We start from the raw sequence: 22721 nt of genomic DNA on the forward strand, positions 1-22721 counted from the left end.
CTATCCGGGTTTATTTTGACAAGCCAACCGGATTTTTGCCCTTGCTTGTCACATATCTGGGTTTATTCTGACAAGCCCATTTATTAAACTAACTTTGAGTTGACTACGGCGGTGCTAGTGCCTTCATGCTCCAAATGGAAAAGAACGGGCATTCTCACCCGTTCTTATTTTTCATAGGATGGCGGTCTTGGAGGCCGTCATCGGGGTCATCATCGACGTACGGGTCATGCTCGAACGCTGGAAGGTCGCCGAAAGCGGTCATGAGGCCTTCCTCATCGAGCTCGTCCTCGTATTTTCGGTGCTGGCCGTTCGGGTAAATGGTTACATTGTTGCCATACATATCGACCCCGACGAAGTTTTCGTAATCCTCGGCGTATCCGACAGGGTCCTCACTCTCAATATAATCGTCATTGTAGTGGTCCTTTTCATCGGTGAAGGCAAAGTCGGAAGGTGTTTCCGATGTTCCATAGGAGGCTACTTCCTGCCACGTATCTTCCGCATCATAGGAGACACTTTCATCCTCTTCGTCCTTATCGAATTTCCCGAATGGCGGCATGAGGACGCCTTCCTCGACCGGGCGGGTGTGCGAGGTTACCTTATCGGGACTGTGTTCCTTGCAATACGTCGTATCCGGAAGCGCCTCGAGGCGTTCGAACGGAATCTCTTTTCCGCACACCTGGCATTTTCCATATGTGCCGTTCGCGATTGCTTCAAGCGCCCTGTTTATATTATCAAGCTGGTTGTTGGTGTGTTCATTCAGGGCTATGTCCTTTTCGCGTTCGTACAGCTCGGTGGCGTCATCGGCGGGATGGTTGTCGTAGCTTGAGAGCTCGCCCATCGATTCGTGCCCGTGTCCCCGCTGCAGCCCGAATTCATCATTTTCCTCCAAATGCCCTTCAAGGTTTGCCTTTTCCTCTAGCAGCCGCGACCGCAGCTCCTCCAATTGCGCTGAAGTTAACATATGCAAGCCCCTTTCCTTAAAAAATCCGTGCGCCAAGGCCCGGTCCGTTCCTCTTTCTAGTTTCAAGTAAACCTCAGTTTATTATGCAACTCTTTATGGCGTAATTCACCCGGTTAAAGCCGCAAAACCGAATCTTCATAAAACAGATTTTTTTATATGTTTGATCCATGATACTTGTCGTAGCTCTCTCCCTGGTGAAGTTCACAATGAGGCTGGCGGCCTTTAAGGGTCTGAAAAATTAATCCCCCGCTTGTTTCCTGACTTCTCTTAAACCCGGGATGGACTTAAAGCGGGATAAAAAGACCCTTACAGCGCAACCTAACTTGAAAGGAGTGTGGTTAAAATGCCTAACTTGGATAAGAAGAAGTTTCATGAAATACAGGAGAAGCATCAGGCTGAGTATGTTGGCACCGACCGGAACCAGGTGCGTGGAGCCGGCAGGACGGATTATAATGGCCAAGGTAATACGGATAAGTCGCCTGGTGCTACTGGCCGCAAGGTTTGAGGGCTTGCCGGCCGGGGTTTTGATTGAGGGTAGATGGCGTGGGCCTGCCCGGCGGAAGCCGGGCTTTTTTCAAAAAGAGGGGTTGGCCTTATCAGGATAGCAGGGCTCCAATTCCTTGCCAGCCGAAGTAGAGTCCGAAGCCGATGAGTGATAGGCCGGAGATGACGGATATGGCTGTCAGGAACGCTGAGGTGAGGTAGCGTTTGGCGCCAGTTGCGAGGGTGGCCATTGAGATGTCCCAGATGAGTAGGCCGGAGAAGATGGCGGCGCTGTACAGGATGAGCTGTCCGTGGCCCGAGGTCGCGGCGGTTTTGGCGAGGACGGAGCCGTAGATGCCGAGCCAGAATAAGATAGTGAGCGGGTTGGACAGTGACATTAAAAAACCGGACATGAAGGATTTGATGAGCGGTTCTTTTTTCCTGTTGCCGCTGATGGTGAGCCCTTTGATGTTGATGAGGCTTTCCACGCCGGTGTAGAGCAGGACGAATGCGCCGAATAGCCAGAGGAATGTCTGAACGATTGGGGTGTCGATGAAGTTGACGACTCCGGCATAAACGATGATCATGTAGATGCCGTCCGCAGCGGCCGCTCCGACTCCAGTGAGCCAGGAGTGCCAGAATCCGTAGCGGATGCCGCGGTCGAGTTGGGCGGCGTTGATTGGCCCGATTGGAGCTGCGAGTGATAGGCCGAGCAATACATAGCTTAAATAGACGGTCATGACGTTCCACTCCCCTGCCTGAATAAAAGCTTGTCTCCACAATGTATTCAGGGAAGCGGGCTTGTACGACTGTTTTTAGATGATTTTTGAAGCGGGCGTTGTGGGTCTGGAGGAATATTTCCTCCTAACGTACAGCAGCCCCTCTGCGGAAGACCCATTTTTTTTGCCCAAAATAGTTGGTTACTGTGTAAAGGCCGCTGCCGGCGAGGACCGCTGCGTCATCACGATAAACGGGGGGCAGAAAATCAGCGGCTCCAGCGCCGATTAACTGCCCGCTTGTCCAGTAGGAAGCAAAGTAGCAAACAAGGATAACGGCAACAAACCTGGGTGCTCCTTTGGAAAAGCTGACTGAGCTTCTAAAGGTGAATGAACGGTTTAGAAAATAGCTGAGTGCCGCTCCAGCCGCGTTTCCAATGAATGTCGAGAGCCAATACGAGGCACCGGCAAGGTTCAAAAGCGTTAGCATGATAAGCAGGCCCACCGCGGTGTTGGCCATACCGACGAGCGCAAAGCGGACGAATGAATTAGTTTGTTTCAGGGAGTTTTCCGCTATCAAGGTGATATCGCTCCGTTCCCGGTTCGGTTTGGTTCATGAGGCCAAAAGGTAGGTTGAACATGTCGATGTCGATAATGAACTTTGGTCGCTGCTTCGATTCTTTGTAGATTTTTCCGATATATTCGCCGATCAGTCCGATGGCGACAAGCTGCAGGCCGCCGATCAGCCAGATCGTTATGATTAGCGTTGTCCACTCCGATGCCGTTTCGCCGAAGAATTTCAGGGAGAAGAAATACGTTCCTGAGAGGATGCTAACCAGGCAGGCCGCAACGCCCAATGTAAGGACGAGGCGGATTGGCGTTACCGAGAAGGATGTGATCCCGTCAAACGCAAAGCCAAGCATTTTGCGGAGCGGATATTTCGATTCCCCTGCCAGGCGCTCCTTCCTGTCGTAAAAGACTTCGGCCGATTTAAAGCCGATCAGGGGGATAACGCCCCTGAGGAACATATTGATTTCTCGGAACCGTTCAAGTTCGGTAACGGCGCGTTTGCCGAGTAGCCTGAAATCGGCGTGATTGTAGACGAGATTGACTCCCATTTTGGCCATTAATGTGTAGAAGCCTTGGGCGGTGCACCTCTTGAACCACGTATCCTTTTTCCGGCTCTTCCTTACTCCGTATACAACTTCGCAGCCATCTTTGTATTTTTCAATAAATTCGGGTATGGCGGTGATATCATCCTGAAGATCGGCATCGATTGTGACGATGCAATCGGAAGCTTCCTTTGCGGTAAAAATTCCCGCCAGAAGCGCGTTCTGGTGGCCGGCATTCCTGGCAAGCTTAAGCCCCTTTACGAGCTGGTTCGCAAGGCTTGCTTTGTAAATAAGCTCCCACGTCCTGTCCCTGCTACCATCGTCGACGAGCAAAAGCCGGCTTCGAGGCGACACGCGTCCATCGCCAATCATCCTGGATAACAGGCCCGAAAGCTCCTGTATCGTTACGGGCAACACTTCTTCCTCATTGTAGCAAGGGACTACAATTGTAAGGACTGGTTCACTCATGTTTCGGATCCTCCTGATGTGATTAGAGCGTTTGTTTTTAAAATTGTACGGCGGAGTAGTTAAAACGCCTTGTACAGGTAAATCTTCCAGGCGGACTCCTTTGAGATAAAGGTACGTTCCAGTTGAAGCCTGTTTTCCTCAGCATTCATAATCGGGACCGCGGAGAAAATGTATGTGCCGCCCATTTTTTTGAACTGGCTGGTGTCGAGCTCGAGGTTCTTTAAGGTTGCTTTCGAGTTCTTTTTAAACATATACCGCTTGCCGAGCTCTGCTGTGAAAAGGTAGCAGCGCCCTCCCCATTCGTCAAAGTACTCGCGGATAACGTTGTTTTTCTCGAGTTCTTTGGCGATGATTTTCCGAAATTCATGTTTATAGGAAAGCGGGTAGAAATTGTTGTATGTATCGAGCGTGTAAAATCCGTTGTACTGGGCAATTGCCGGATGGATCCCGATGCTCGCTACCCGGTATTCGTTTTTTGGCAACCCGATATGGCGTCCAATTTCCGCAAATTGCTTTTCCGCGTAAAATTGCCTGAATGTTGGCTTTTCGCGGTAAACGATTTCGTCGTTAAACATGAACAAGAGCACGATTTGCGCCGCGGCAAGGACGGCCGCCGCCTTCCTCCAGGCAACACCTGAATCCGCGATGATTTTCAAGGCAAGCGCGAAACCCGTATAAATGACAAGAGGCCTGAGAAAATGGAACCGCGCGAAATTGAATGTATCAAGAAAATGGAACCTCTCCGTTAGCGGTAGCCAGCCTCTGTAGAACCAGAAGGCATACCAGACGGAAAGGACAATGTTCAATACTAGAAGCTGCAGAAACATCTTTTCTTTACGCCAGCTTTTTTTTGTAAAAATAATACCAAGTGCCATCACGGTGGCTGCAATGATGAACAGCCCGTGGACCGTCATGACATGTGTATGGCCAAGGAAGAAATTTTTCAGGGAGAGCCTTACCGCATGCCAAAATGGTAGCCGCGCATGGAAATACTCATCCCTGCTGTTCGGCTCATCATCGAATAAAAATGAATAAACGAGCCGGTACTCAACAAGCAAAAACATCGCTGTCATCGCTGCTATCGCCAACAGAAAGCGGAGGTTCCACTTCCTGGTTTTGATGGCCTCGACAACCCAGAACAGTCCAGCTACGACGATGAAGAAAAAGAAACCGAGTACAAAGCTTGAGTACAGCGGCAAAAGCAGGAGAACAATCCAGTTAATCGGGCGTTTTTCCCCGGCCCGGATATTGAGAAGCGCCCAAAGCGCGAGGGGCATGCCGAGCGTGCTGAGCATCCCCGAAGGCCAAAATGGGGTCAGCGCGAAAGCAAGCGCGACCGCTGTGGCAACCCATTGATGGCGCGGCCCACTAATCGTATGTTTTTTTAGCAAAAGGTACATTCCAATAAAGGCCAGAATCCGTGTAATCGCCTGGCTAACAGCGTACGCGGCCATCGATGGGAGGAACGCGTGCAGCCAGACAATCCCACTCATTTCCGGCCCAAATGCGTTCCTCGAAAGCTCCCCATTGATAATTTGCGGAATGGATGCGTCCACCGGCCCGAAAATTTCCCCGCTTCCCGCGAGCACCTTGTACCAAGCAATATTCGAATCGAGGTTGTCATGGACGCGGATATGGGCATCTTCCCCAAGCAGGAACAGCGGCGCCACATAAACGGCAAGCGCCATTGAGGCTACAGTTATATGCCACCATTCTTTTCTCGCAAACATCCCTTCCCCTCACTTCAATGCTCGTTCACGGCATTTTTTTATCCCTTCAGACCCGTTTTAGTATTTGTCCAGCTTTAGGTGTTTATTCCTTATTTTCCAACGCGAGATTTCTTTTTGAAAAATAGCTTTGCCACTATCGTTGAATAATGATTGTTTTTTAAAATTCGAGCGGTTTCGGCAATAAAACTGAAAATTTGTTATTTTTCTCTTTACAAATACAGGTACTTTTTACTATATTTACTATAAATATTATATTTATATTTTATATATCTTTTACAGGGAGAGAAGCTTCATGAAAAAATTCGTTCTAATTGTGTTTTTCGGTTTCCTCGCCATCATCGTGGCCCAGCCAGGCCTCCCGTTTGCGATGGCAACCAGCCTGTCAAAGGACCTTGCATATGAAGCCAGCTCCCTCCGTACCAAAGATCACGGTCTTTTAACCACCCTGTCCTTTCATGTAACCAGAACAATGGAAGGGAATCCATTCCTGCTTCCAAGTGGAGTCGTCGAGAGCGGGAATTCGGAAATTATCCGGATCGCCGAAGAAGTTACATATGGAAAGAAAACGGCGAAAGAAAAGTCAATCGCAATCTATAAATGGGTAACTGAAAATCTAGAATATGATGCCGCAACATACTTTGACGCAATCGCGGGCAGGCCATTTGAGTTCAAATCCGCGCTAGAGGCGTTGAACTCAGGGAAAGCGATGTGCATGGGATTTTCCCATTTGAATGCAGCTATCCACAGGGCCGCCGGGATCGAAGCGAAGGTCGTATTTGGCAGTGACCATGCCTGGAATGAAATTATGATTGACGGCAAATGGGTTCCACAGGACACGACCCGGGGTGCCGGCTACATCGACAACCGCGCCCGCGAGTTTATCCATAAACCAAACCTAGACTACCTTTTCCATACGGATGAATTCAGGGAAGGAGAGTATCTTTGGTAGAGTAGAAACGGCAATTGGCTTAATAGGGAACACTTTCTCTTTGGGGGAAGTGTTTTTTTTGATGGCAGGTAAGTCGATTAGAAAAATTGATTGACGGCCCCCCTTATGGGAACGGGAGGTTTTGTCCATAATTGTAAAATATAGCTGGATTGTTTAGGAATCCATGTGGGGGAGTCCGGCAAGGCTGTTATTCCGATATGCCCTGTCTGCCGATAAGGAGGTTTCCATGCCAAACCGCTGGTACATTCATTTTTTGCGGCTGCCCGTCCAAATGAGGGTTTTGTTTATTACATTTTTCTTTTTCTTTGTGTTCGGGGTAGGCATCCGTTTTCTTGAACCCGATACTTTTCAAACTGTATACGATGGGATATGGTGGGCGTTTATTACAGCCACGACCGTGGGCTATGGCGATTTTGTTCCCCACTCCCTTTTGGGCAGGCTTGCCGCGGTGCTTCTGATCTTGTTTGGTGCGGGGCTTGTTTCGTATTATTTCGTTTCGCTTGCTACCGCGGCAGTAACAAAACAAAACGCTTTGTCTGAAGGAAAACTTGCGTACAAAGGCACAAGGCATATGGTGATTGTGGGCTGGAATGAGCGGTCAAGGGAAATTATCAGCAAGCTGAGTGATTCCGGCAGCCCAATAGAAATTGTCCTAATCGATGAAACACTTGATGAAAACCCGACCCAGTCACGCTATGTCCATTTCGTACAAGGCAAGCCCCACGTTGATGAAACGATTTTAAAAGGAAACGTCCCAAAAGCCGAAATGGTGCTCATCACATCAGACCATAGCCACGAGGAACTTCTCGCGGACATGAACTCGATTCTTACATTGCTTACCATTAAAGGGATTTGCCCCGAAGTAAAGTGCATCGTCGAAATCCTGACACCCGAGCAGGTTGTGAATGCCAAACGGGCCGGTGCTGACCAAGTCCTGCAATCGAACAAACTGACCAGCATCTTTATGCTTAGCAGCATCCACTCACGGGGAACTGGGCTTCTTCTGGATATCATCGGCGGGCTCCAGGAAAACCGCCTTGCATCTGAGGAGGTAGCTGAACATTTTGCGGGAAGGACATTTGCCGAGGCTAAGGAAGCATGGGCATCCAGGGAAAAACTGTTGATAGGCATAAAAAGAGGAGAAGAATTGGCCGTCAACCCGCCCCTTTCTTTTAAAATTGAACCTGGCGATGAATTTATTGCAATTAAATAAGCTGTGTATGCAAGGATAGACAATGAACCCCGATTTGCCGTCAAATAAGGAGAGGTTTCTGACACGGTATGCTCCGAAACCTGATCTACTGTCAGAATCAGGTGGGGTTTCTGACACCAAACACTCCAAAACATGATTTACTATCAGAATCAGGTGGGGTTTCTGACACCGAACGCTCTGAATCATGATTTGCTGTCAGAATCAGGGGGGTTTCTGACACCGAACGCTCCAAAGTCTGATTTGCTGTCAGAATCAGGTGGGGTTTCTGACACCGAACGCTCCAAAGCCTGATTTGCTGTCAGAATCTGAGGAGTATTTGGACATAAAACTACGGAAATCTAGGGATGCTGTCCAAACATAAATAACTGTGGATTCATAACTATGTTAAATAGGATTTTGTCCACACCCAATGATTCAAAAGAAATATTATTCTTTATAAAAATAGAAGCGCGGGAGCCTCAAGCCCCCGCGCTTTATAATGAATAAGGATTATAGAAGGGCCGCTTCCAGTTTTGCGACCAGGTCGTCTACGATTTTCAGGTATTCTGAGTCGATTGGGGCGTCCTTGTCTTCTGGAGACTGGAACTGGTTCAGGGAAGCGGACAAATTGCCGACGTTGCCTTCCTTATCGATTCCGTCCTCGTACTCATGGGCGAGAAGAAACGGTGTGCCAATCCTGACTCTCGGATTTCCTCCGTCAAGCTGGCCATCGATCGCCTGGAATGGCACCCTGAAAAAGTGGTATCCGCCATCGTCATCGATTTTGTAGTCAAAGAAACCCTTGTCGTAATCCCAGTTGCCCCCGACCGTATAGCCGAGCGGCTTTAGGGTATCTTCAAGGACCTTAAAGGAAAAATCTTTCCCTTCTACATTGCTTTTTACAGGAATCATAGCAGCCCCCTCTTTCCTTTTTCATTTTCGCTAAAACGATTAAAATTCAAGCCTGCGTTTTTCCGATTTTCTTTTCTTCGTAAAAACGTTAGAATTCAAACCTATTTCAGGCGTTTTTCCAATTCGGCTTTCTTCTCTTCGTAGCCAGGCTTGCCAAGGAGCGCGAACATGTTCACCTTGTATGCTTCAACGCCTGGCTGGTCGAATGGGTTGACGCCGAGCAGGTAGCCGCTCATCGCGCAAGCTTTTTCGAAAAAGTAGACCAAATAGCCGAATGTATACTCGTCCATTTGTGGAATGGAAACAATCAGGTTCGTGACGCCGCCGTCAGTGTGTGCGAGCATTGTCCCTTCGAAGGCTTTGTTGTTGACGAAATCGACCGTTTGCCCGGCAAGGTAGTTCAGGCCGTCGAGGTCATTCGCTTCCTCCTCGATTTTGAGCTCATATCGTGGTTTTTCCACTTTAATGATTGTTTCAAACATATCGCGGCGGCCTTCCTGGATATATTGCCCAAGCGAATGCAAATCAGTCGAGAAATTGGCCGAGGCGGGGAAGATGCCTTTTTGGTCCTTTCCTTCACTTTCACCGAAAAGCTGCTTCCACCATTCAGAGAAATATTGCAGGCCAGGCTCATAGTTGATTAACATTTCTATTGTCTTTCCCTTGTTGTACAAAACGTTCCGTACCGCGGCATATTGATAAGCAGGGTTGTCATCAAGCTCGGAGTGGCTGTAATCCTCCATCGCCTGGCGAGCGCCGTTCATCATTGCTTCAATATCCGCTCCGCACACAGCGATTGGCAGCAAGCCGACTGCTGTTAAAACCGAGTAGCGGCCGCCGACATCGTCCGGAATGACGAATGTTTCGTAGCCCTCTTCGTTGGCGAGCGTCTTCAGGGCTCCGCGCGACTTGTCCGTGGTGGCGTAGACCCGCTTCCGCGCCTCCTCTTCCCCGTATTTTTCCACAAGAAGCTTCCGGAACAGGCGGAAGGCGATGGCCGGTTCGGTCGTTGTGCCGGACTTCGAGATGACGTTGATGGAGAAGTCCTTGCCTTCAAGCAGACCGATGATGTCGTGCAAGTAGGTGGACGAGATGTTGTTTCCGGCAAAGATGATTTGCGGTGTGCCGCGCTCGTCGGACGGCATGGCATTATAGAAACTGTTGCCCAGGAATTCGATTGCCGCGCGGGCGCCCAGGTAAGAGCCGCCGATGCCAATGACGATGAGTACATCGGAATCGGATTTGATTTTTTCCGCGGCCTTCTGGATCCGGGAAAATTCTTCTTTGTCGTAGTTTTCAGGAAGGTCGATCCATCCGAGGTAGTCGCCGCCCGCTCCGGTTTTTTCGTGTAGAGAATGGTGGGCGACCTTTACGGCGTCACGCAGGTAGGTGAGTTCGTGCTCGCCGAAGAAGCCGAGCGCTTTTGTGTAGTCAAAACGGATATGTGTCATTTGGAAACCTCCGTATTATAGTGTTTATAATACCCACTTTACCCAATGGATATCGGTTAAGCAAGGAACAGCCTGCCGTAACAGCAGGATTCTTCCGGCAAATTTCGCACAACTGTTTTTGTTGAATTGTAAAAATAAAAATAAGCCCTCAACTTAAAAAGGCTGCCCTTCAAGAGGACAGCCGTTCCATTTTTATAGTGATGCACGCAGGATTGCCAGGACATCATCCTTATTGAGGGTGATGTATCCGCCGAATTCGCCGTTAGCCATGGCTTTGTCTGCCATGAGCTCGATTTTGCTGTCATCGATGCGGTAATCAGCTAGCCGGGCCGGAGCGCCGATGCTTGACCAGAAATCGCGTAGCTTTTCGATTCCTTCAAGGGCGGCTTCTTCATCGCTTTTGCCGGACGGATCCACGCCGAAGACACGGACCGCCAGTTGCTTGAACCTGGCCGGATCTTTTTTCAGGTTGTGCTTCATCCAGTTCGGGAACAGGATCGCGAGCCCCCCGCCGTGCGGAATATCGTAAACAGCCGAGACGGCGTGCTCGATATTGTGGGTCGCCCAGTCGCCGCGGAAGCCCATGTTAATCATGCCGTTCAATGCCATTGTGCCGCAGAAAAGCAGCGTTTCGCGGTACTCATAGTTTTCAAGGTCCTCCACAGCTTTTGGAGCTATTTCCATTACTGTTTGAAGGAGGGATTCACACATGCGGTCCTGGTATGGCGTATTTCCCGCTTTGTGGAAATAGTGCTCGAATGTGTGAGACATCATGTCGACAATCCCGTAAATCGTCTGGTCTTTTGGAACGGTGAATGTATAAACCGGGTCTAGGATGGAGAATTTCGGCATTGAGTATGGCGGCGCGCCCCATCCGTATTTCTCATTCGTTTCCCAATTGGTGATGACGGAGCCGGCGTTCATTTCCGAACCGGTCGCGGCAAGCGTCAATACCGTGCCGAATGGAAGGGCATCGTTCACCGGGGCTTTTTTCACAACAATATCCCATGCATCACCTTCATATTTTGCACCTGCTGCAATTAGCTTCGTGCAGTCGATGACCGAGCCCCCGCCAACAGCTAGCAGAAGTTCGATCCCTTCTGTTTTGCAAATCTCGATTCCTTTCCTGGCGGTGGAGACACGCGGGTTCGGTTCGACTCCGGCCAGTTCAAAAACCTCCGCTCCGGCTTCGTTCAGCAGCGAGGTAACCTGTTCGTATAGGCCACTCCGTTTAATGCTTCCTCCGCCATAGACGAGGAGTACTTTTTTCCCGTATTTTGGGACTTCATTTTTCAGTTCGGCCAGCTGGCCTTTTCCGAAAATCAATCGTACAGGATTGTAGAAAATAAAATTATCCATCGAAACTCCTCCTTTACACACACTATTATTTATTATCGCACAATGGATTGCAAAAAGTTCGCATGCTTTTTTGGTGCCATGCATGTATAAAATTCCTAATCATGTCCACATTAGTAGTGATAACGATTAAAGGAGGATCTAGATGAGCACGATTCAAAGGATTGCACTTGTCCTTACAATTATTGGCGCTATTAACTGGGGCCTTGTCGGTTTTTTTCAATTTGATCTCGTTGCTTCCCTTTTTGGCGGGCAGGATTCCGGGGTTTCCCGTATTATTTACGGCCTTGTTGGCATTGCCGGCCTCATTAACCTCGGCCTGCTCTTCGCCCCAAGCCACGAGCAGGAAGAAGCGGCCCAAACGAATCCGTCAAGGTAAACTAGTGGGCTTGGGAAAACTCCTACCCAAAAATGTATGTATGATGGTCCTTTTTAACCCAAGAAAATCCCCGCGGCCTATGCGGGGATTTTTGTTTTTCCACTATACCCAGCCCCGTTTAATGGAGGCTTCGGCCATTTTTTGCGCGCCAGCCATATAAGCGGCCAGGCGCATATTGATCCGCCTCGATTGTGCGGAGTCGAATATTGTATTGAATGCTTCGGTCATTTTTAACCTAAGTTTCTCCTCAATTTCTTCAAGCGGCCAATAAAGCCCTTGTTTGTTCTGGACCCATTCGAAATACGAAACGATAATCCCGCCTGAGCCTGCGAGGACATCCGGGACAACGAGGATGCCCATGCTATCGAGAGTTTTCTCGGCTTCAAGCGTCGTAGGGCCCCCCGCCGCCTCGACAATAATCGAAGCTTTGATATTATGGGCGTTTTCTTTCGTAATCTGCCCCGAAACAGCCGCAGGGACAAGGATGTCACACTCCTGCTCAAGCAGCTCGGCGTTCGTAATTGTTCCTTCGAATAGGGAGGTAACCGTTCCAAAGCTGTCGCGCCGGTTTAACAAATATTCAACGGGAAGGCCGTCCGGGTCATAAAGCGCGCCATAGGCATCCGATATTCCCACGATTATCGCACCTGCATCATGAAGGTATTTGGCAAGATAACTCCCGGCGTTGCCGAATCCTTGGATAATTACCCTGGACCCTTTTATCCTTAACCGATTCTTTTTGGCCGCTTCCTCTACGCAAATGGCAACACCAAGCGAACTCGCCCTCTCCCTGCCCTCGGAACCGCCAAGGGCAAGGGGCTTGCCTGAGATAAAACCGGGAGAATCGTATCTTTTCAGCCTGTTGTATTCATCAACCATCCAGGCCATGATTTGCGAGTTGGTGAACACATCGGGCCCAAGGATATCCTTTGCCGGGCCGACGATTTGCGAAACAGCGCGGACATAACCACGGCTCAGGCGTTCGAGTTCCCCAAGGCTCAGATGTCGCGGATCGCAGGCGATTCCACCTTTCCCGCCGCCAAAAGGAAGGTCGGCAATCCCGCATTTCAGCGCTGTCCAAATGGAAAGGGCTTTAATTGTTTCGGCATCCACATCGGGGTGGAACCGGATGCCGCCTTTTATTGGCCCCGCGGCATCATTGTGCTGCGCCCGATAACCCGTGAACACTTTTACGGATCGGTCGTCCATGCTGACCGGGATACGGACTTCAAGTAGCCTTGACGGTTCTTTTAACAATTCATATACATTATCTTTATAGCCCAGTTTCCAAAGCGCTTCCTTCATTACACTTTGCGTGGATTGTAGCATATGGGGATTCTCCTCAAAGGCGAATGCCTGAATATCAACCCTGTTGTTCGGTTAAAATATGGAATGATTTCCCGTCCCAAAAAATCCTTGTGGAAAAGTGGGTCTCAACCCGGCGTTATTCCTGCTCAAGCACCTTTTTGATCCGTTCAATCGACCAGTCAAGTTCGTCCTTAGTGATGACCAGCGGAGGCGCAAAACGGATGACCGTATCGTGTGTTTCCTTGCAAAGCAGGCCTTCTTCCTTCAGCAGTTCGCAATATTTCCTGGCGGGCTCTGTTAGTTCAACCCCAATGAACAAGCCCCGGCCCCGTATTTCTTTTATTCTATTATTGGGGATTTCCTTTAATTTTCCCATAAAGTATTCTCCCAGTTCCAGAGACCTTTCCGCTAGTTTTTCATCAATCAGGACATCCAATGCGGCGATGGATACCGCGCAGGCCATTGGGTTCCCCCCAAATGTTGAACCGTGGGAGCCCGGATTGAACACGCCAAGGATTTCTTTGTCCGCGACTACGCAGGAAATTGGGAAAACACCGCCTCCAAGTGCTTTTCCGAGGATATACATATCCGGTTCAAAGCCTTCCCATTCACATGCGAACATTTTACCTGAGCGCGCCAGCCCTGCCTGGATTTCGTCCGCGATGAAAAGGACATTGTTTTCCTTGCAGAGTTCGTATGCCTTTTTCAAATATCCTTCAGGCGGGATGATGATGCCAGCCTCACCCTGGATAGGCTCAATCAGGAAGGCTGCCGTATTTGGCGTAATCGCATCTTTCAATGAATCAAGGTTGCCGTACGGAACAAGCTTGATTCCTGGAAGCATCGGTCCGAATCCTTTCTTATACTCCTCTTCGGAAGAAAGTGAAACCGCTGTCATCGTCCGGCCATGGAAGTTTCCGACACAACCGATGATCTCCGCTCGGTTTTCTTCTACGCCTTTTTCAAAATAGGCCCACCTTCTCGCAGCTTTAACCGCTGTTTCGACGGCTTCGGCGCCAGTGTTCATTGGAAGGGCCATGTCTTTATTAGTAAGCTTGCAAATCTTTTCATACCAAGGGCCAAGCTGGTCATTGTGGAATGCACGGGATGTAAGGGTCACACGGTCTGCCTGGTCCTTCAGGGCCTGGATGATTTTTGGATGGCGGTGCCCTTGGTTGACAGCCGAATAGGCGCTCAGCATATCCATGTATTTATTTCCTTCCGGGTCTTCAACCCAAACGCCCTCTGCTTTTGAGATGACAATTGGCAGTGGATGATAGTTGCGCGCGCCGTATTTTTCCGTTTGTTCAATTACATCCTTGGTTTTTGCCATATGTACCATTGAAATCCCTCCATTTTTTTTTAAAAAACACCGTCCCTCTTTCAAAAAAAACGCTGATAGACAGTTATCTTCATTGTACATAACAACCGGCTATTATTGAAACAATTATATGGCGTAACTAGTATTTATTTCCGTAGGAACTGCAGGTCAAACACGTTTGGTTTGCTGTTAGGAGGAGCCTTTTCAAAAAGAATGGCCCGTTCCACTACGGGAACGGGCCTTGTTCTCTTACTTATTGATTTCTTCCTGCTGGGATTGGTCAATCCATTCCTGCAGCTTTTCCTTTAATGTGTTGAAGCCCTGCTGCTGTTCAGCTTCGGGAATAATTACCGCTGGCTGGCGTTTTTGGCGCGGCTTCCTTGCTTTCGCCTGCTGCGCCGGCGCTTCTTCAGTTGCGCGGATTGAAAGACTGACTTTTCCCGCCTCCTCGTCAACGGACAGGACTTTCACCTTAACCTCGTCGCCAACTTTTAAAAATTCATTGATATCCTTAACGTATCCGTGCGTGATTTCAGAAATGTGGACAAGTCCCTGTGTATTCCCGTCAAGCGCGACAAATGCTCCATAGGGCTGGATTCCCGTCACCTTTCCAGTCAGGACGCTGCCCTCTTCAATTTTCTCCGACATAAAAACACTCCTAAGTTTTGTAAATTTTTTATCCCAATTATACGCAATAAAAAATTATAACATAACGAGCCGATTAAATCAAAAGGCGATTGAAGCCTACTCCATTACACGTATTCCACTCGCCCCTTGTGGATAAACGCCTTTCCCCGCCTTGTTTAATGTTTCCGGAGTTTGATATCTGGCAATGTATTATCTGTTTTTTATTTTTGGCGATGCTTCACGAAAGTAAGTGGGTATGGTATTACATATAAGTGAAAAGATAATTTCCGTTGAGGGAGGGCCAAATGAGCCAAACAGCAGAAGCAACAATGTTAAAGTTAAATGGAATCAACGTTTATTATGAATGGCACCCGTCCAGTCCACAGGCCGAAACTATTGTCCTCCTGCACGGCTTTCTGTCATCCTCTTTCAGTTTCAGAAAGCTCGTACCGCTTCTAAACAGGGATTATAACGTGCTGAACGTCGATGTGCCTCCCTTTGGCAAAAGCGGCAAGTCAACAAAGTTTTTATATTCTTATAAAAATATCGCCGCAACCATGATCGCCCTTCTGGATAAGCTAGGAATTAAAAAACCTGTTCTGGCTGGCCATTCGATGGGAGGGCAATATGTCCTCAACATGATTGCGCTCCAGCCGGATTTGGCCAGAAAGGCGGTTCTTTTCTGCAGTTCGAGTTATCTCGAGCCTCCGGGAAGGTTATTGTCCTTTGGCAGCAGGCTGCCGTTTTTCCATCTGGCTGTCAAGCGCTGGCTTGTCAAGTCGGGCGGGGTAAAAAAGAATTTAAAGCTTGTCGTCCATGACCAGTCGCTTATTGATGAGGATATGCTGAGAGGCTACATGCAGCCCTTCCTGGACAAGCAAATGTTCCGTGGCCTGGGCCGTCTAATACATGACCGTGAAGGCGAGCTGCCGCCTGAAGCTCTCCGGCGAATCAAGACCCCCTGTCTTTTGATTTGGGGAGTGCATGACCGGGTAGTCCCCGTTGCTGTCGGTAAAAGGCTGCATGGCGACCTACAAAATTCGGAGCTTATCGTTCTGGATAATACAGGCCATCTCGTTCCTGAAGAACGTCCCAAGGAAGTATATCAACATATGAAAGAGTTTATTGAGAGGCTTGAGTAATGAACGAAGCAGGATTTGGTTTTGGCGGTGGGGCCTGGCCGAAACGCTTATTAGCGGAGATGCTTCCATCCAAATGTTTAAAGCTGTGGCTGGCAATGTGGCCGAACAAAAAACAGCGGCTGTCACCCATTCGAGTTAGCCGCAGTTTCATCTGCGATTGCTTTTTGCCGTTTGATAAAAGGTCGGCCCGGAATATTTCTATAGCGAGCAGGAGCTATCATTTTTAATGATAAGAAGCTTTTTCGCCACTTTGAGACAATTTTCGAAAGGAATTACTTCCTCGAAGGAGAATTCATATATGGACTGTAGCCGTTCCGCAAGCTCCTTCTCATCATTCAGCGCGTAAACCGCCTGAATGGCGTCGGCTATTTCCGTGTCATAGGAGCCGCCTCCAATATGAAACGGATCCCATTCATTCAATTCATCCGCCAGAAGAAGGTTCATCAACGCTGTTTCCATCCAATCACCTGCAATTCGATTAACTTATTGTATTTTACCATACAGTGAAGTCGGAATAAATTTTGCCACATGGGGGTTTATTATGAATTTCAATGAAGTAATCAACAGGTTAAACACTGGGTCAATCAAGTGGGAGATGAATAAAGAAATTTACGGAACGGATGATGTTTTGCCGATGTGGATCGCGGACATGGAGTTCCGCCCGCCGCAGGAATTGATTGATGCGGTACAGGAAAGGGTGGAACATGGAATCTTTGGCTATACGTTTGTCCCGCCCTCAGTCAATGAAGCGATCAAGAGCTGGCTAACGGCCCGGCACGGTTGGACAATCGACAAATCCTGGCTAGCATACGCGAGCGGCGTTGTACCTGCGATTGCCGCGGCAGTTCAGGCGTATACGGAGCCGGGAGATAAAGTACTTGTCCAGCCGCCAGTCTACAATCCTTTTTTTGAAATGATCGAAGCGAATGGCCGAATGGTTGAAACATCGCCTCTCGTTTTAAAAAATGGACGCTATGAAATTGACTTTGCGGATTTTGAGGATGCCCTAAAGAAAGGATGCAAACTGTTCCTGCTTTGCAGCCCGCACAACCCAGGCGGCCGTGTGTGGACAAAAGATGAGCTCGAACGGCTCGCGAACCTTTGCGGCAAGTATGATTGTATAATCGTTTCCGATGAAATCCATTCGGATATTATTTTCAACGGGCGGAGCCATGTTCCAATCGCAAGCATCAGTGAGAATATCGCCGATAGAACGGTCACGTTCATTGCCCCGAGCAAAACGTTTAACCTCGGCGGCATTCAGGCAGCAGCAGCAATTATCCCGAATGAAAGCCTTCGTAAAAAATTCAAAGAAGCACAGAATATGCAAGGGTTCAAAACATTGAACACGTTCGCGGCCGTGACGACTGAAGCCGCATACCTGTACGGTGCGGCCTGGCTCGAAGCTCTATTGGAATACATAGAAGGAAATGTTTCGTTTGTCAGGGATTTTTTGAAAAATAATCTGCCGACCGTCAAGCTGATTGAACCGGACGCCACGTACCTTTTGTGGCTCGATTGCAGGGAATTGCTCCTTTCGGATGAGGAAATACAGCGAAGGCTTATTGAAAAAGGCAAACTTGCCCTGGAGCCAGGTAAAAAATACGGCGAATGCGGGGAAGGGTTTGTCAGGATGAACATTGCCTGTCCAAGGGATGTCCTTAAAGACGGGCTTGGTCGCCTCAAAATAGCTTTTGATTAAAGCAGCCCTCTCTTCGTCCAAGTGATGGATTTAAAAGGCAGGCTTGTCAACTTAGCACGCACCTTACAAACTTAAAAAGGCCACCCCCGAGGGATGGCCTTTTTGATTTTAGATTATTGATTCCGTTTCTGGAAAGTTTCCGTGAGGACAGGGACGATTTGTTTTTTCCTTGAAACAACACCCTTTAGTACGGCGGTGTTATTTTCAAGGGCAACGTTATAAGCCTGCTCGACAGCGGAAGCCTCGCGCCCAACAGCAAGCCCGATTGAATCATTCGTCAGGATGTCGGTTACAACGAACAGGAACAAATCGAGTCCTTTTTCATTGATAACTGCCTCGATTGCTTGTTCAAGTTCATCCTTCCTGGCCATCACGTCGTTCGTATCAACCGCATTCACCTGGGCGATTTCAACTTTGGACGAACCCATCTGGAATTCTTTCGCATCAAGCGAAATCAATTGGGCAATCGTTTTGTCACTCAGGTCCGCACCTGCCTTCAGCATGGCAAGTCCATAGCTCTCTGCATCAACGCCAGCAATTTCGGCAAGCTCTGCAGCCGCATCGATATCTTCCTGCGTGCAAGTCGGGGATTTGAAAAGCAGCGAATCCGAAATGATTGCTGATAGCATCAGGCCTGCAGTCGCCTTGTCAATCGCGACTCCTTTTTCTTTGTAAATTTTGTTTAAAATTGTAGCCGTGCAGCCAACTGGCTCCGCGCGGTAATAAAGTGGGTCGCTCGTTTCAAAGTTTGCGATTCTGTGGTGGTCGATAACTTCCAGAATCCCAACTTCCGCTATATCGTCGGCACTTTGCTGCCTTTCATTATGGTCAACAAGAATGACTCCGGCAGCTTCTCCGGAAACCTTGTCCACGAGGCGGGGGGCTTCAACGCCGAACGTTTCCAGCGCGTGCGCAGTCTCGCCGTTAATCTCCCCAAGGCGGACAGCCTCCGCATCCACGCCGAGTTTTTTCTTCAGTTCCGCATATGCGATAGCCGAACAAATCGAATCTGTATCGGGATTTTTATGTCCAAAAACAAGAACCTTATTCATCTGAACATTCGCTCCTTATATGTGTAAAAAATTTTTCGCCTTATCTATTTTATCAGTTCTTAGCCAACTTTTCTAATCTGCCCGGTAAGTTTTTTTGCTAAGGTAATAATCTGTGTGAAATGCACCGTTTCTTTGCATCAGCGAAAGGAATTTCGTACAAAGTAGGGATATCGGTGAAACGGGATTCATAGGGGCCAACTAATTGGCTGAAGATAAATTGATCATTTTTTTAAAAAAGAAAGGGGTTTAGCACAATGGTCTATAGGAATCTTTCCCAGTATCGTGTCAAAAAGGGGAAAAAAGCGAAGTATTCGGGTGTCGAGGCATCGTACGAATACACAACGGGAAATGAAATCGGTATAGAAGAAAAATCAACAAAACAAGAACAGGATCCCAAGGGCGAATAGCTGGGAATTGTGTATTGAGCAGTCGGCTGTCAGGCAATTGGGATTGCGTTACAATCTGCTCGGTTAGGCGCAATTTTGTCACTCATCCAGGTTTGAGTGACTTCCTTTTCGAATTTAGGCCGAACTATGTCACTCATTTCGGTTTAAAAGACACCTTTTCAGAGTCTCAACGAATCTTCGTTGCTCAACGTGATTTTAGGCATATTTAAATTCTCCTAAAATTTAAAAAGGAAACAGCCTCAACTGTTTCCTTCTTGTCCGCCTCTGTTTCGGAGCTTCTCTTCTAGTTCCTTTGCTTTCCGCGCTTCCTTTTTTGAAATACGGAAAAACAGCCACATCGCAGCAATGGCACCCAGGAAGAAAAAGAGAAACCACATTACGGCGGGAATGTATTCTGTTTTATCCTCCGGAAAATAGAGGGGTAGTAGTGCCAATACCAAGGAGTCCATATCGATTCTTCCCCTTTAAGCCTGATTTCATCGTAAGTATACCATACCAGCAGTATCCGAGCTTAAAATAGTTTCCCGACTGGGAGGCCTTATTTCAGGATTTTGATATCCTTGATGATGACATCCTCTTCAGGCCGCTTGTCCGGTTCGCCAACCTTTACCTCTGCGATTTTATCCACAACATCCATACCCTCGATGACCTGGCCGAAGACTGTATGCTTAAAATCGAGCCAAGGGGTTCCACCTTTTTCGTATCCCAGTATTGCTTCATGCGGATAGCCCGCTTCTTCCATCTGGCTTTTCAGTCCAGGGTCGAGGTTTTTGTTCTGGACGATGAAAAATTGGCTTCCGTTCGTATTAGGTCCAGAATTCGCCATGGACAGTGCACCACGGAAATTTAGGAGTTGCTGCGAAAATTCATCCTCGAATGGCTTGCCGTAGATGCTTTCTCCTCCGCGTCCCGTACCCTCTGGGTCGCCGCCCTGGATCATGAAGTCATTGATGACCCGGTGGAAAGTTACGCCATCATAGTAGTCTTTTTCGCTAAGCTTAATAAAGTTTTCGACCGTTTTTGGTGCGAGTTCCGGGAACAGCTTGATTTGAATCGTCCCCATCGAAGTCACCATTTCAACGAGCCTTTCATTTTCCGCCACTTCGCTCGATAGCTGCGGATAGGATTTTACTTCCGGTGCCTGCTTGCTATCATTTTTTTGAGTTTGTTCCGTCGTGTTTTGCCCCGAACCTGTCGTCTTTTTGTCGTCCGCCTTTTCGCCTGAGGACCCACAGGCCGATAAAATCAGCATTGCACCGGCCAAAAAAGCCGTAATTTTCAGTTTCACAAATCATCCCTCCATTTTATTACTGTAACCGATATCGTAATCTTTTGCACTTTGTTTTTCAATCAAATTCATCCATAATAAAGACAAGTATGAACTCTATTTCCCGAAAGGAGTGGTCCGCTTGTCCGAATTTCAAAAGGGCGATATTGTAACCGCCATTTATAAAACTGGAAAATACATTGCCGAATATGCTGAGGAGCGCCCGAATGGGATCCTGGTCCGGATCCTCGCTGTCTTGAAGCACCCGATGCAGGGTGATCTTCATCATCCAAAAGATGCCGAAGTGGGCTTTTTTCATGAACGCAAGGCGCTATCGTACCGGGAAGGGGCAATGATTCCGAAGCAGATGGTGAAAAAATATGACGGTGCCGTCCCGGATTATAAAGATTCTCTTAAGGAATCGCTGGAAAAAATGAAAGAAGAACTCCAAAAGGATACGGGAGCGTGGGCGGAAATGAGCCTGCGCAATCTTGAAATTTTAGAGAAAGAATACTTCCAGCTTTGAAACACAAAGGCCAAATCACATAAATTGTGATTTGGCCTTTTAAACAAATTCATTGAGAAGCTTTGAAAAATCAATCCTATCGCCAATCGTCGTCGGCTTGGGTTTTTCAAGATACCGTTTGTCCTTCTCGACAAGCTTGAAAATATTGTACGTGGTCAAGGCATCGTCAAGGGCCCGATGATGCTTCCCTGTCCCTTCCTTGCCATATTCCTGTACGGCCTTCCACAGCCCCGTCTGGTTCTGGTCCCCGAAAAACCGCTTATATTCCATTGAAAGGTCGATTTCTTTGCCCCTTAGCGGAAAAGGCAGCCCCGCAGCCTCACAATTATGGCGAAGCACTTTCATATCCATGTTCCCCCAGGTAACAATCGTGTTATCCTGGTTTCGGCCAAGCTCCTCAAAGTACTTGACCAAGTCGGCAAATGGCATTCCCGCATCGATCATCTCCTGGGTAATATGTAGGAATGATTTGCAACGGTCTGAAAGTACCGGAAACCTTGCCGGCCTAACATATGCCGAGAACTGGGATTGAATCTTGTTGTCGATTACGGAAACGATACCCGCCTCAATGATTTCCGGAAAAAACTCTCTTGTCCTGACGTTTTTTTCCGGCATGGTAAATTCAAAGTCAATAAACAAATATTGTTTTTTCGCTGACAAGCTATTCACTCCTCCCCCTGCGCCTGTACTATAGTATATTTGGAACATGTACAATTACTTGTGCGCGTGCTCTATTTTTTAATATTTCTTTGCTTCCATTCTAAAATTGGCATTAAGGCCCCTGCCTCATGAATCAGTGGAACCGAGACAGATTGGGCTATTTGCCTTAAGAGATCTAACCATCAGCTAAAAACCAGCTGTTGGAAGGTTCACCTTATTATATCATGTAGGCGGGGGAATTTTTTAAATTTTTTAACAACATTTTAAGTTATTTGCAACAGTGGGAACGAAATAAGGCAGCGTTATCGCTGCCTTATTTTTTCAACTTGAGCACGGCCATCGTACATCTGGAAATGCAAACAGGTTTTCCTTGTTCATCTGTTATCCTTATGTCCCAGACCTGGGTTGTTTTTCCCTGGTGAAGAACTGTGGCGACTGCCTTCACCTTTCCTTCTCTGATGCCCCTCACATGGTTTGCATTAATCTCAAGCCCGGCCACCGACTCGGTTTCAGGGTCGACAAGCTCATACGCACCCACACTCGCTACTGTCTCGGCAAGTGCGACCGATGCGCCACCATGCAACAGGCCAAATGGCTGCCTCGTTCTTTCATCGACAGGCATTGTCGCCTCCACCCTGCCTTTTTCAAGCAAGGTAATTTCAATGCCAAGGGCTTCAATCAGCGTATTTTTTGTTTGCATTGTTCTCCCACTTTCTATGTAAAATGTTCTATCTATACAAATCCATTTCCTGCTAATACTATGTATGTCCAGCAATGGACCTACGGAAATTATTCGAATGAGGTGAGCGCTGTTGAATAGATTCAGGGAAGGGCTGATTCCGACAATCCTCGGATCGGCTGTCACCGCTGCTGACTATGCAATGTCACGGAACAACGGAGTCAATAAAACGGTTGCCAACACTGTTCTTGGATTTGGCCTTGCCCATGTTGTTCTTGGAACAATCGACCTATTCGAACACCGAAGGGAAATGTAACTGGA

Annotated in this window: 26 protein-coding genes; 9 read left to right on the forward strand and 17 right to left on the reverse strand. The window is 48.1% G+C overall.

The genetic code is table 11. From position 1 onward, the window contains the following. Nucleotides 1–154: 154 nt before the first annotated feature. Nucleotides 155–961, reverse strand: a complete 807-nt coding sequence (locus V1499_RS17225; RefSeq protein ID WP_409271071.1) for a TraR/DksA C4-type zinc finger protein — start codon at nt 959–961, stop codon at nt 155–157. Between the two features lie 343 nt (nt 962–1304). Between V1499_RS17225 and V1499_RS17230 the strand changes: the two genes are divergently transcribed. Then, nucleotides 1305–1466, forward strand: coding sequence for a hypothetical protein (locus V1499_RS17230; RefSeq protein ID WP_409271072.1), 162 nt, complete (start codon nt 1305–1307; stop codon nt 1464–1466). A 91-nt stretch (nt 1467–1557) separates the two neighbouring features. Here V1499_RS17230 and V1499_RS17235 read toward each other — a convergent pair whose 3' ends face one another. The 4 genes from V1499_RS17235 to V1499_RS17250 form a co-directional block, all read right to left on the reverse strand. Next, complete coding sequence (locus V1499_RS17235; RefSeq protein WP_409271073.1) at nt 1558–2184, reverse strand: LysE family transporter; 627 nt, start codon at nt 2182–2184, stop codon at nt 1558–1560. A 124-nt stretch (nt 2185–2308) separates the two neighbouring features. Further along, nucleotides 2309–2740, reverse strand: coding sequence for a GtrA family protein (locus tag V1499_RS17240; protein WP_409271074.1), 432 nt, complete (start codon nt 2738–2740; stop codon nt 2309–2311). Then, nucleotides 2709–3740: a glycosyltransferase family 2 protein gene (locus V1499_RS17245; RefSeq protein ID WP_409271076.1), complete on the reverse strand. Its 1032-nt coding sequence runs from the start codon at nt 3738–3740 to the stop codon at nt 2709–2711. Before V1499_RS17245 ends, V1499_RS17240 begins: the two co-directional genes overlap by 32 nt. Before the next feature lie 59 nt (nt 3741–3799). Beyond that, nucleotides 3800–5470, reverse strand: a complete 1671-nt coding sequence (locus tag V1499_RS17250; RefSeq protein ID WP_409271078.1) for a DUF6044 family protein — start codon at nt 5468–5470, stop codon at nt 3800–3802. A 292-nt stretch (nt 5471–5762) separates the two neighbouring features. On the opposite strand from V1499_RS17250, the gene V1499_RS17255 reads away from it, so the two are divergent. Both V1499_RS17255 and V1499_RS17260 read left to right on the forward strand, forming a co-directional pair. After that, on the forward strand, nt 5763–6419 hold the full coding sequence (locus V1499_RS17255; RefSeq protein ID WP_409271080.1) for a transglutaminase domain-containing protein: 657 nt from the start codon (nt 5763–5765) through the stop codon (nt 6417–6419). Nucleotides 6420–6645: 226 nt separating this feature from the next. After that, nucleotides 6646–7632, forward strand: coding sequence for a potassium channel family protein (locus V1499_RS17260; RefSeq protein ID WP_409271082.1), 987 nt, complete (start codon nt 6646–6648; stop codon nt 7630–7632). Between the two features lie 489 nt (nt 7633–8121). Here the strand turns inward: V1499_RS17260 and V1499_RS17265 are convergent, their stop codons facing one another. The 3 genes from V1499_RS17265 to V1499_RS17275 form a co-directional block, all read right to left on the reverse strand. Further along, the gene (locus tag V1499_RS17265; RefSeq protein ID WP_409271084.1) at nt 8122–8523 is read right to left on the reverse strand and encodes a YugN-like family protein; all 402 of its coding nucleotides are present in this window, start codon (nt 8521–8523) and stop codon (nt 8122–8124) included. A gap of 101 nt (nt 8524–8624) precedes the next feature. After that, nucleotides 8625–9974, reverse strand: coding sequence for a glucose-6-phosphate isomerase (locus tag V1499_RS17270; RefSeq protein WP_409271086.1), 1350 nt, complete (start codon nt 9972–9974; stop codon nt 8625–8627). Between the two features lie 192 nt (nt 9975–10166). Then, nucleotides 10167–11333, reverse strand: a complete 1167-nt coding sequence (locus V1499_RS17275) for an iron-containing alcohol dehydrogenase (RefSeq protein WP_409271088.1) — start codon at nt 11331–11333, stop codon at nt 10167–10169. A 142-nt stretch (nt 11334–11475) separates the two neighbouring features. On the opposite strand from V1499_RS17275, the gene V1499_RS17280 reads away from it, so the two are divergent. After that, nucleotides 11476–11709 (forward strand): DUF378 domain-containing protein, encoded by a 234-nt coding sequence (locus tag V1499_RS17280; protein WP_409271089.1) that lies wholly within the window; start codon nt 11476–11478, stop codon nt 11707–11709. Between the two features lie 102 nt (nt 11710–11811). Here the strand turns inward: V1499_RS17280 and V1499_RS17285 are convergent, their stop codons facing one another. From V1499_RS17285 to yugI, 3 genes are all read right to left on the reverse strand, one after another. Next, nucleotides 11812–13038, reverse strand: coding sequence for a Glu/Leu/Phe/Val family dehydrogenase (locus tag V1499_RS17285; RefSeq protein WP_409271091.1), 1227 nt, complete (start codon nt 13036–13038; stop codon nt 11812–11814). A gap of 115 nt (nt 13039–13153) precedes the next feature. Beyond that, complete coding sequence (locus V1499_RS17290; protein ID WP_409276327.1) at nt 13154–14350, reverse strand: ornithine--oxo-acid transaminase; 1197 nt, start codon at nt 14348–14350, stop codon at nt 13154–13156. 237 nt (nt 14351–14587) lie between these two features. Then, the gene (gene yugI, locus V1499_RS17295) at nt 14588–14986 is read right to left on the reverse strand and encodes a S1 domain-containing post-transcriptional regulator GSP13 (RefSeq protein ID WP_409271093.1); all 399 of its coding nucleotides are present in this window, start codon (nt 14984–14986) and stop codon (nt 14588–14590) included. Nucleotides 14987–15270: 284 nt separating this feature from the next. On the opposite strand from yugI, the gene V1499_RS17300 reads away from it, so the two are divergent. Beyond that, a complete protein-coding gene (locus tag V1499_RS17300) occupies nt 15271–16107 on the forward strand; it encodes an alpha/beta fold hydrolase (RefSeq protein WP_409271095.1) in 837 nt (278 codons plus the stop codon). Nucleotides 16108–16305: 198 nt separating this feature from the next. Here the strand turns inward: V1499_RS17300 and V1499_RS17305 are convergent, their stop codons facing one another. Further along, nucleotides 16306–16566, reverse strand: a complete 261-nt coding sequence (locus tag V1499_RS17305; RefSeq protein ID WP_409271097.1) for a DUF1871 family protein — start codon at nt 16564–16566, stop codon at nt 16306–16308. Between the two features lie 82 nt (nt 16567–16648). Between V1499_RS17305 and V1499_RS17310 the strand changes: the two genes are divergently transcribed. After that, a complete protein-coding gene (locus V1499_RS17310) occupies nt 16649–17809 on the forward strand; it encodes a MalY/PatB family protein (protein WP_409271099.1) in 1161 nt (386 codons plus the stop codon). Nucleotides 17810–17922: 113 nt separating this feature from the next. On the opposite strand, the gene V1499_RS17315 is transcribed toward V1499_RS17310, so the two are convergent. After that, nucleotides 17923–18861: a manganese-dependent inorganic pyrophosphatase gene (locus V1499_RS17315; protein ID WP_409271101.1), complete on the reverse strand. Its 939-nt coding sequence runs from the start codon at nt 18859–18861 to the stop codon at nt 17923–17925. Nucleotides 18862–19115: 254 nt separating this feature from the next. On the opposite strand from V1499_RS17315, the gene V1499_RS17320 reads away from it, so the two are divergent. Next, nucleotides 19116–19268, forward strand: a complete 153-nt coding sequence (locus V1499_RS17320; RefSeq protein WP_409271102.1) for a hypothetical protein — start codon at nt 19116–19118, stop codon at nt 19266–19268. 239 nt (nt 19269–19507) lie between these two features. Here the strand turns inward: V1499_RS17320 and V1499_RS17325 are convergent, their stop codons facing one another. Both V1499_RS17325 and V1499_RS17330 read right to left on the reverse strand, forming a co-directional pair. Then, nucleotides 19508–19717, reverse strand: a complete 210-nt coding sequence (locus V1499_RS17325) for a hypothetical protein (RefSeq protein ID WP_409271103.1) — start codon at nt 19715–19717, stop codon at nt 19508–19510. 89 nt (nt 19718–19806) lie between these two features. Continuing rightward, nucleotides 19807–20556: a peptidylprolyl isomerase gene (locus tag V1499_RS17330; protein WP_409271105.1), complete on the reverse strand. Its 750-nt coding sequence runs from the start codon at nt 20554–20556 to the stop codon at nt 19807–19809. A gap of 121 nt (nt 20557–20677) precedes the next feature. Between V1499_RS17330 and V1499_RS17335 the strand changes: the two genes are divergently transcribed. Beyond that, nucleotides 20678–21061 (forward strand): kinase-associated lipoprotein B, encoded by a 384-nt coding sequence (locus V1499_RS17335; RefSeq protein ID WP_415926409.1) that lies wholly within the window; start codon nt 20678–20680, stop codon nt 21059–21061. A 39-nt stretch (nt 21062–21100) separates the two neighbouring features. On the opposite strand, the gene kapD is transcribed toward V1499_RS17335, so the two are convergent. After that, nucleotides 21101–21721 (reverse strand): 3'-5' exonuclease KapD, encoded by a 621-nt coding sequence (gene kapD / locus V1499_RS17340; RefSeq protein WP_316571568.1) that lies wholly within the window; start codon nt 21719–21721, stop codon nt 21101–21103. A 313-nt stretch (nt 21722–22034) separates the two neighbouring features. Next, nucleotides 22035–22421 carry a hotdog fold thioesterase gene (locus V1499_RS17345; protein WP_409271109.1) on the reverse strand — a complete coding sequence of 129 codons (387 nt, stop codon included), beginning with the start codon at nt 22419–22421 and terminating at the stop codon, nt 22035–22037. Nucleotides 22422–22533: 112 nt separating this feature from the next. Here V1499_RS17345 and V1499_RS17350 point away from each other — a divergent pair, with 112 nt between their 5' ends. Further along, entirely contained in the window at nt 22534–22716 is a 183-nt protein-coding gene (locus tag V1499_RS17350) for an asparagine synthase (RefSeq protein WP_409271110.1), read from the forward strand. Nucleotides 22717–22721 lie beyond the last annotated feature (5 nt).

The sequence above is a fragment of the Neobacillus oceani genome (genome assembly GCF_046237595.1).
Lineage (GTDB): Bacteria > Bacillota > Bacilli > Bacillales > Cytobacillaceae > Bacillus_D > Bacillus_D oceani.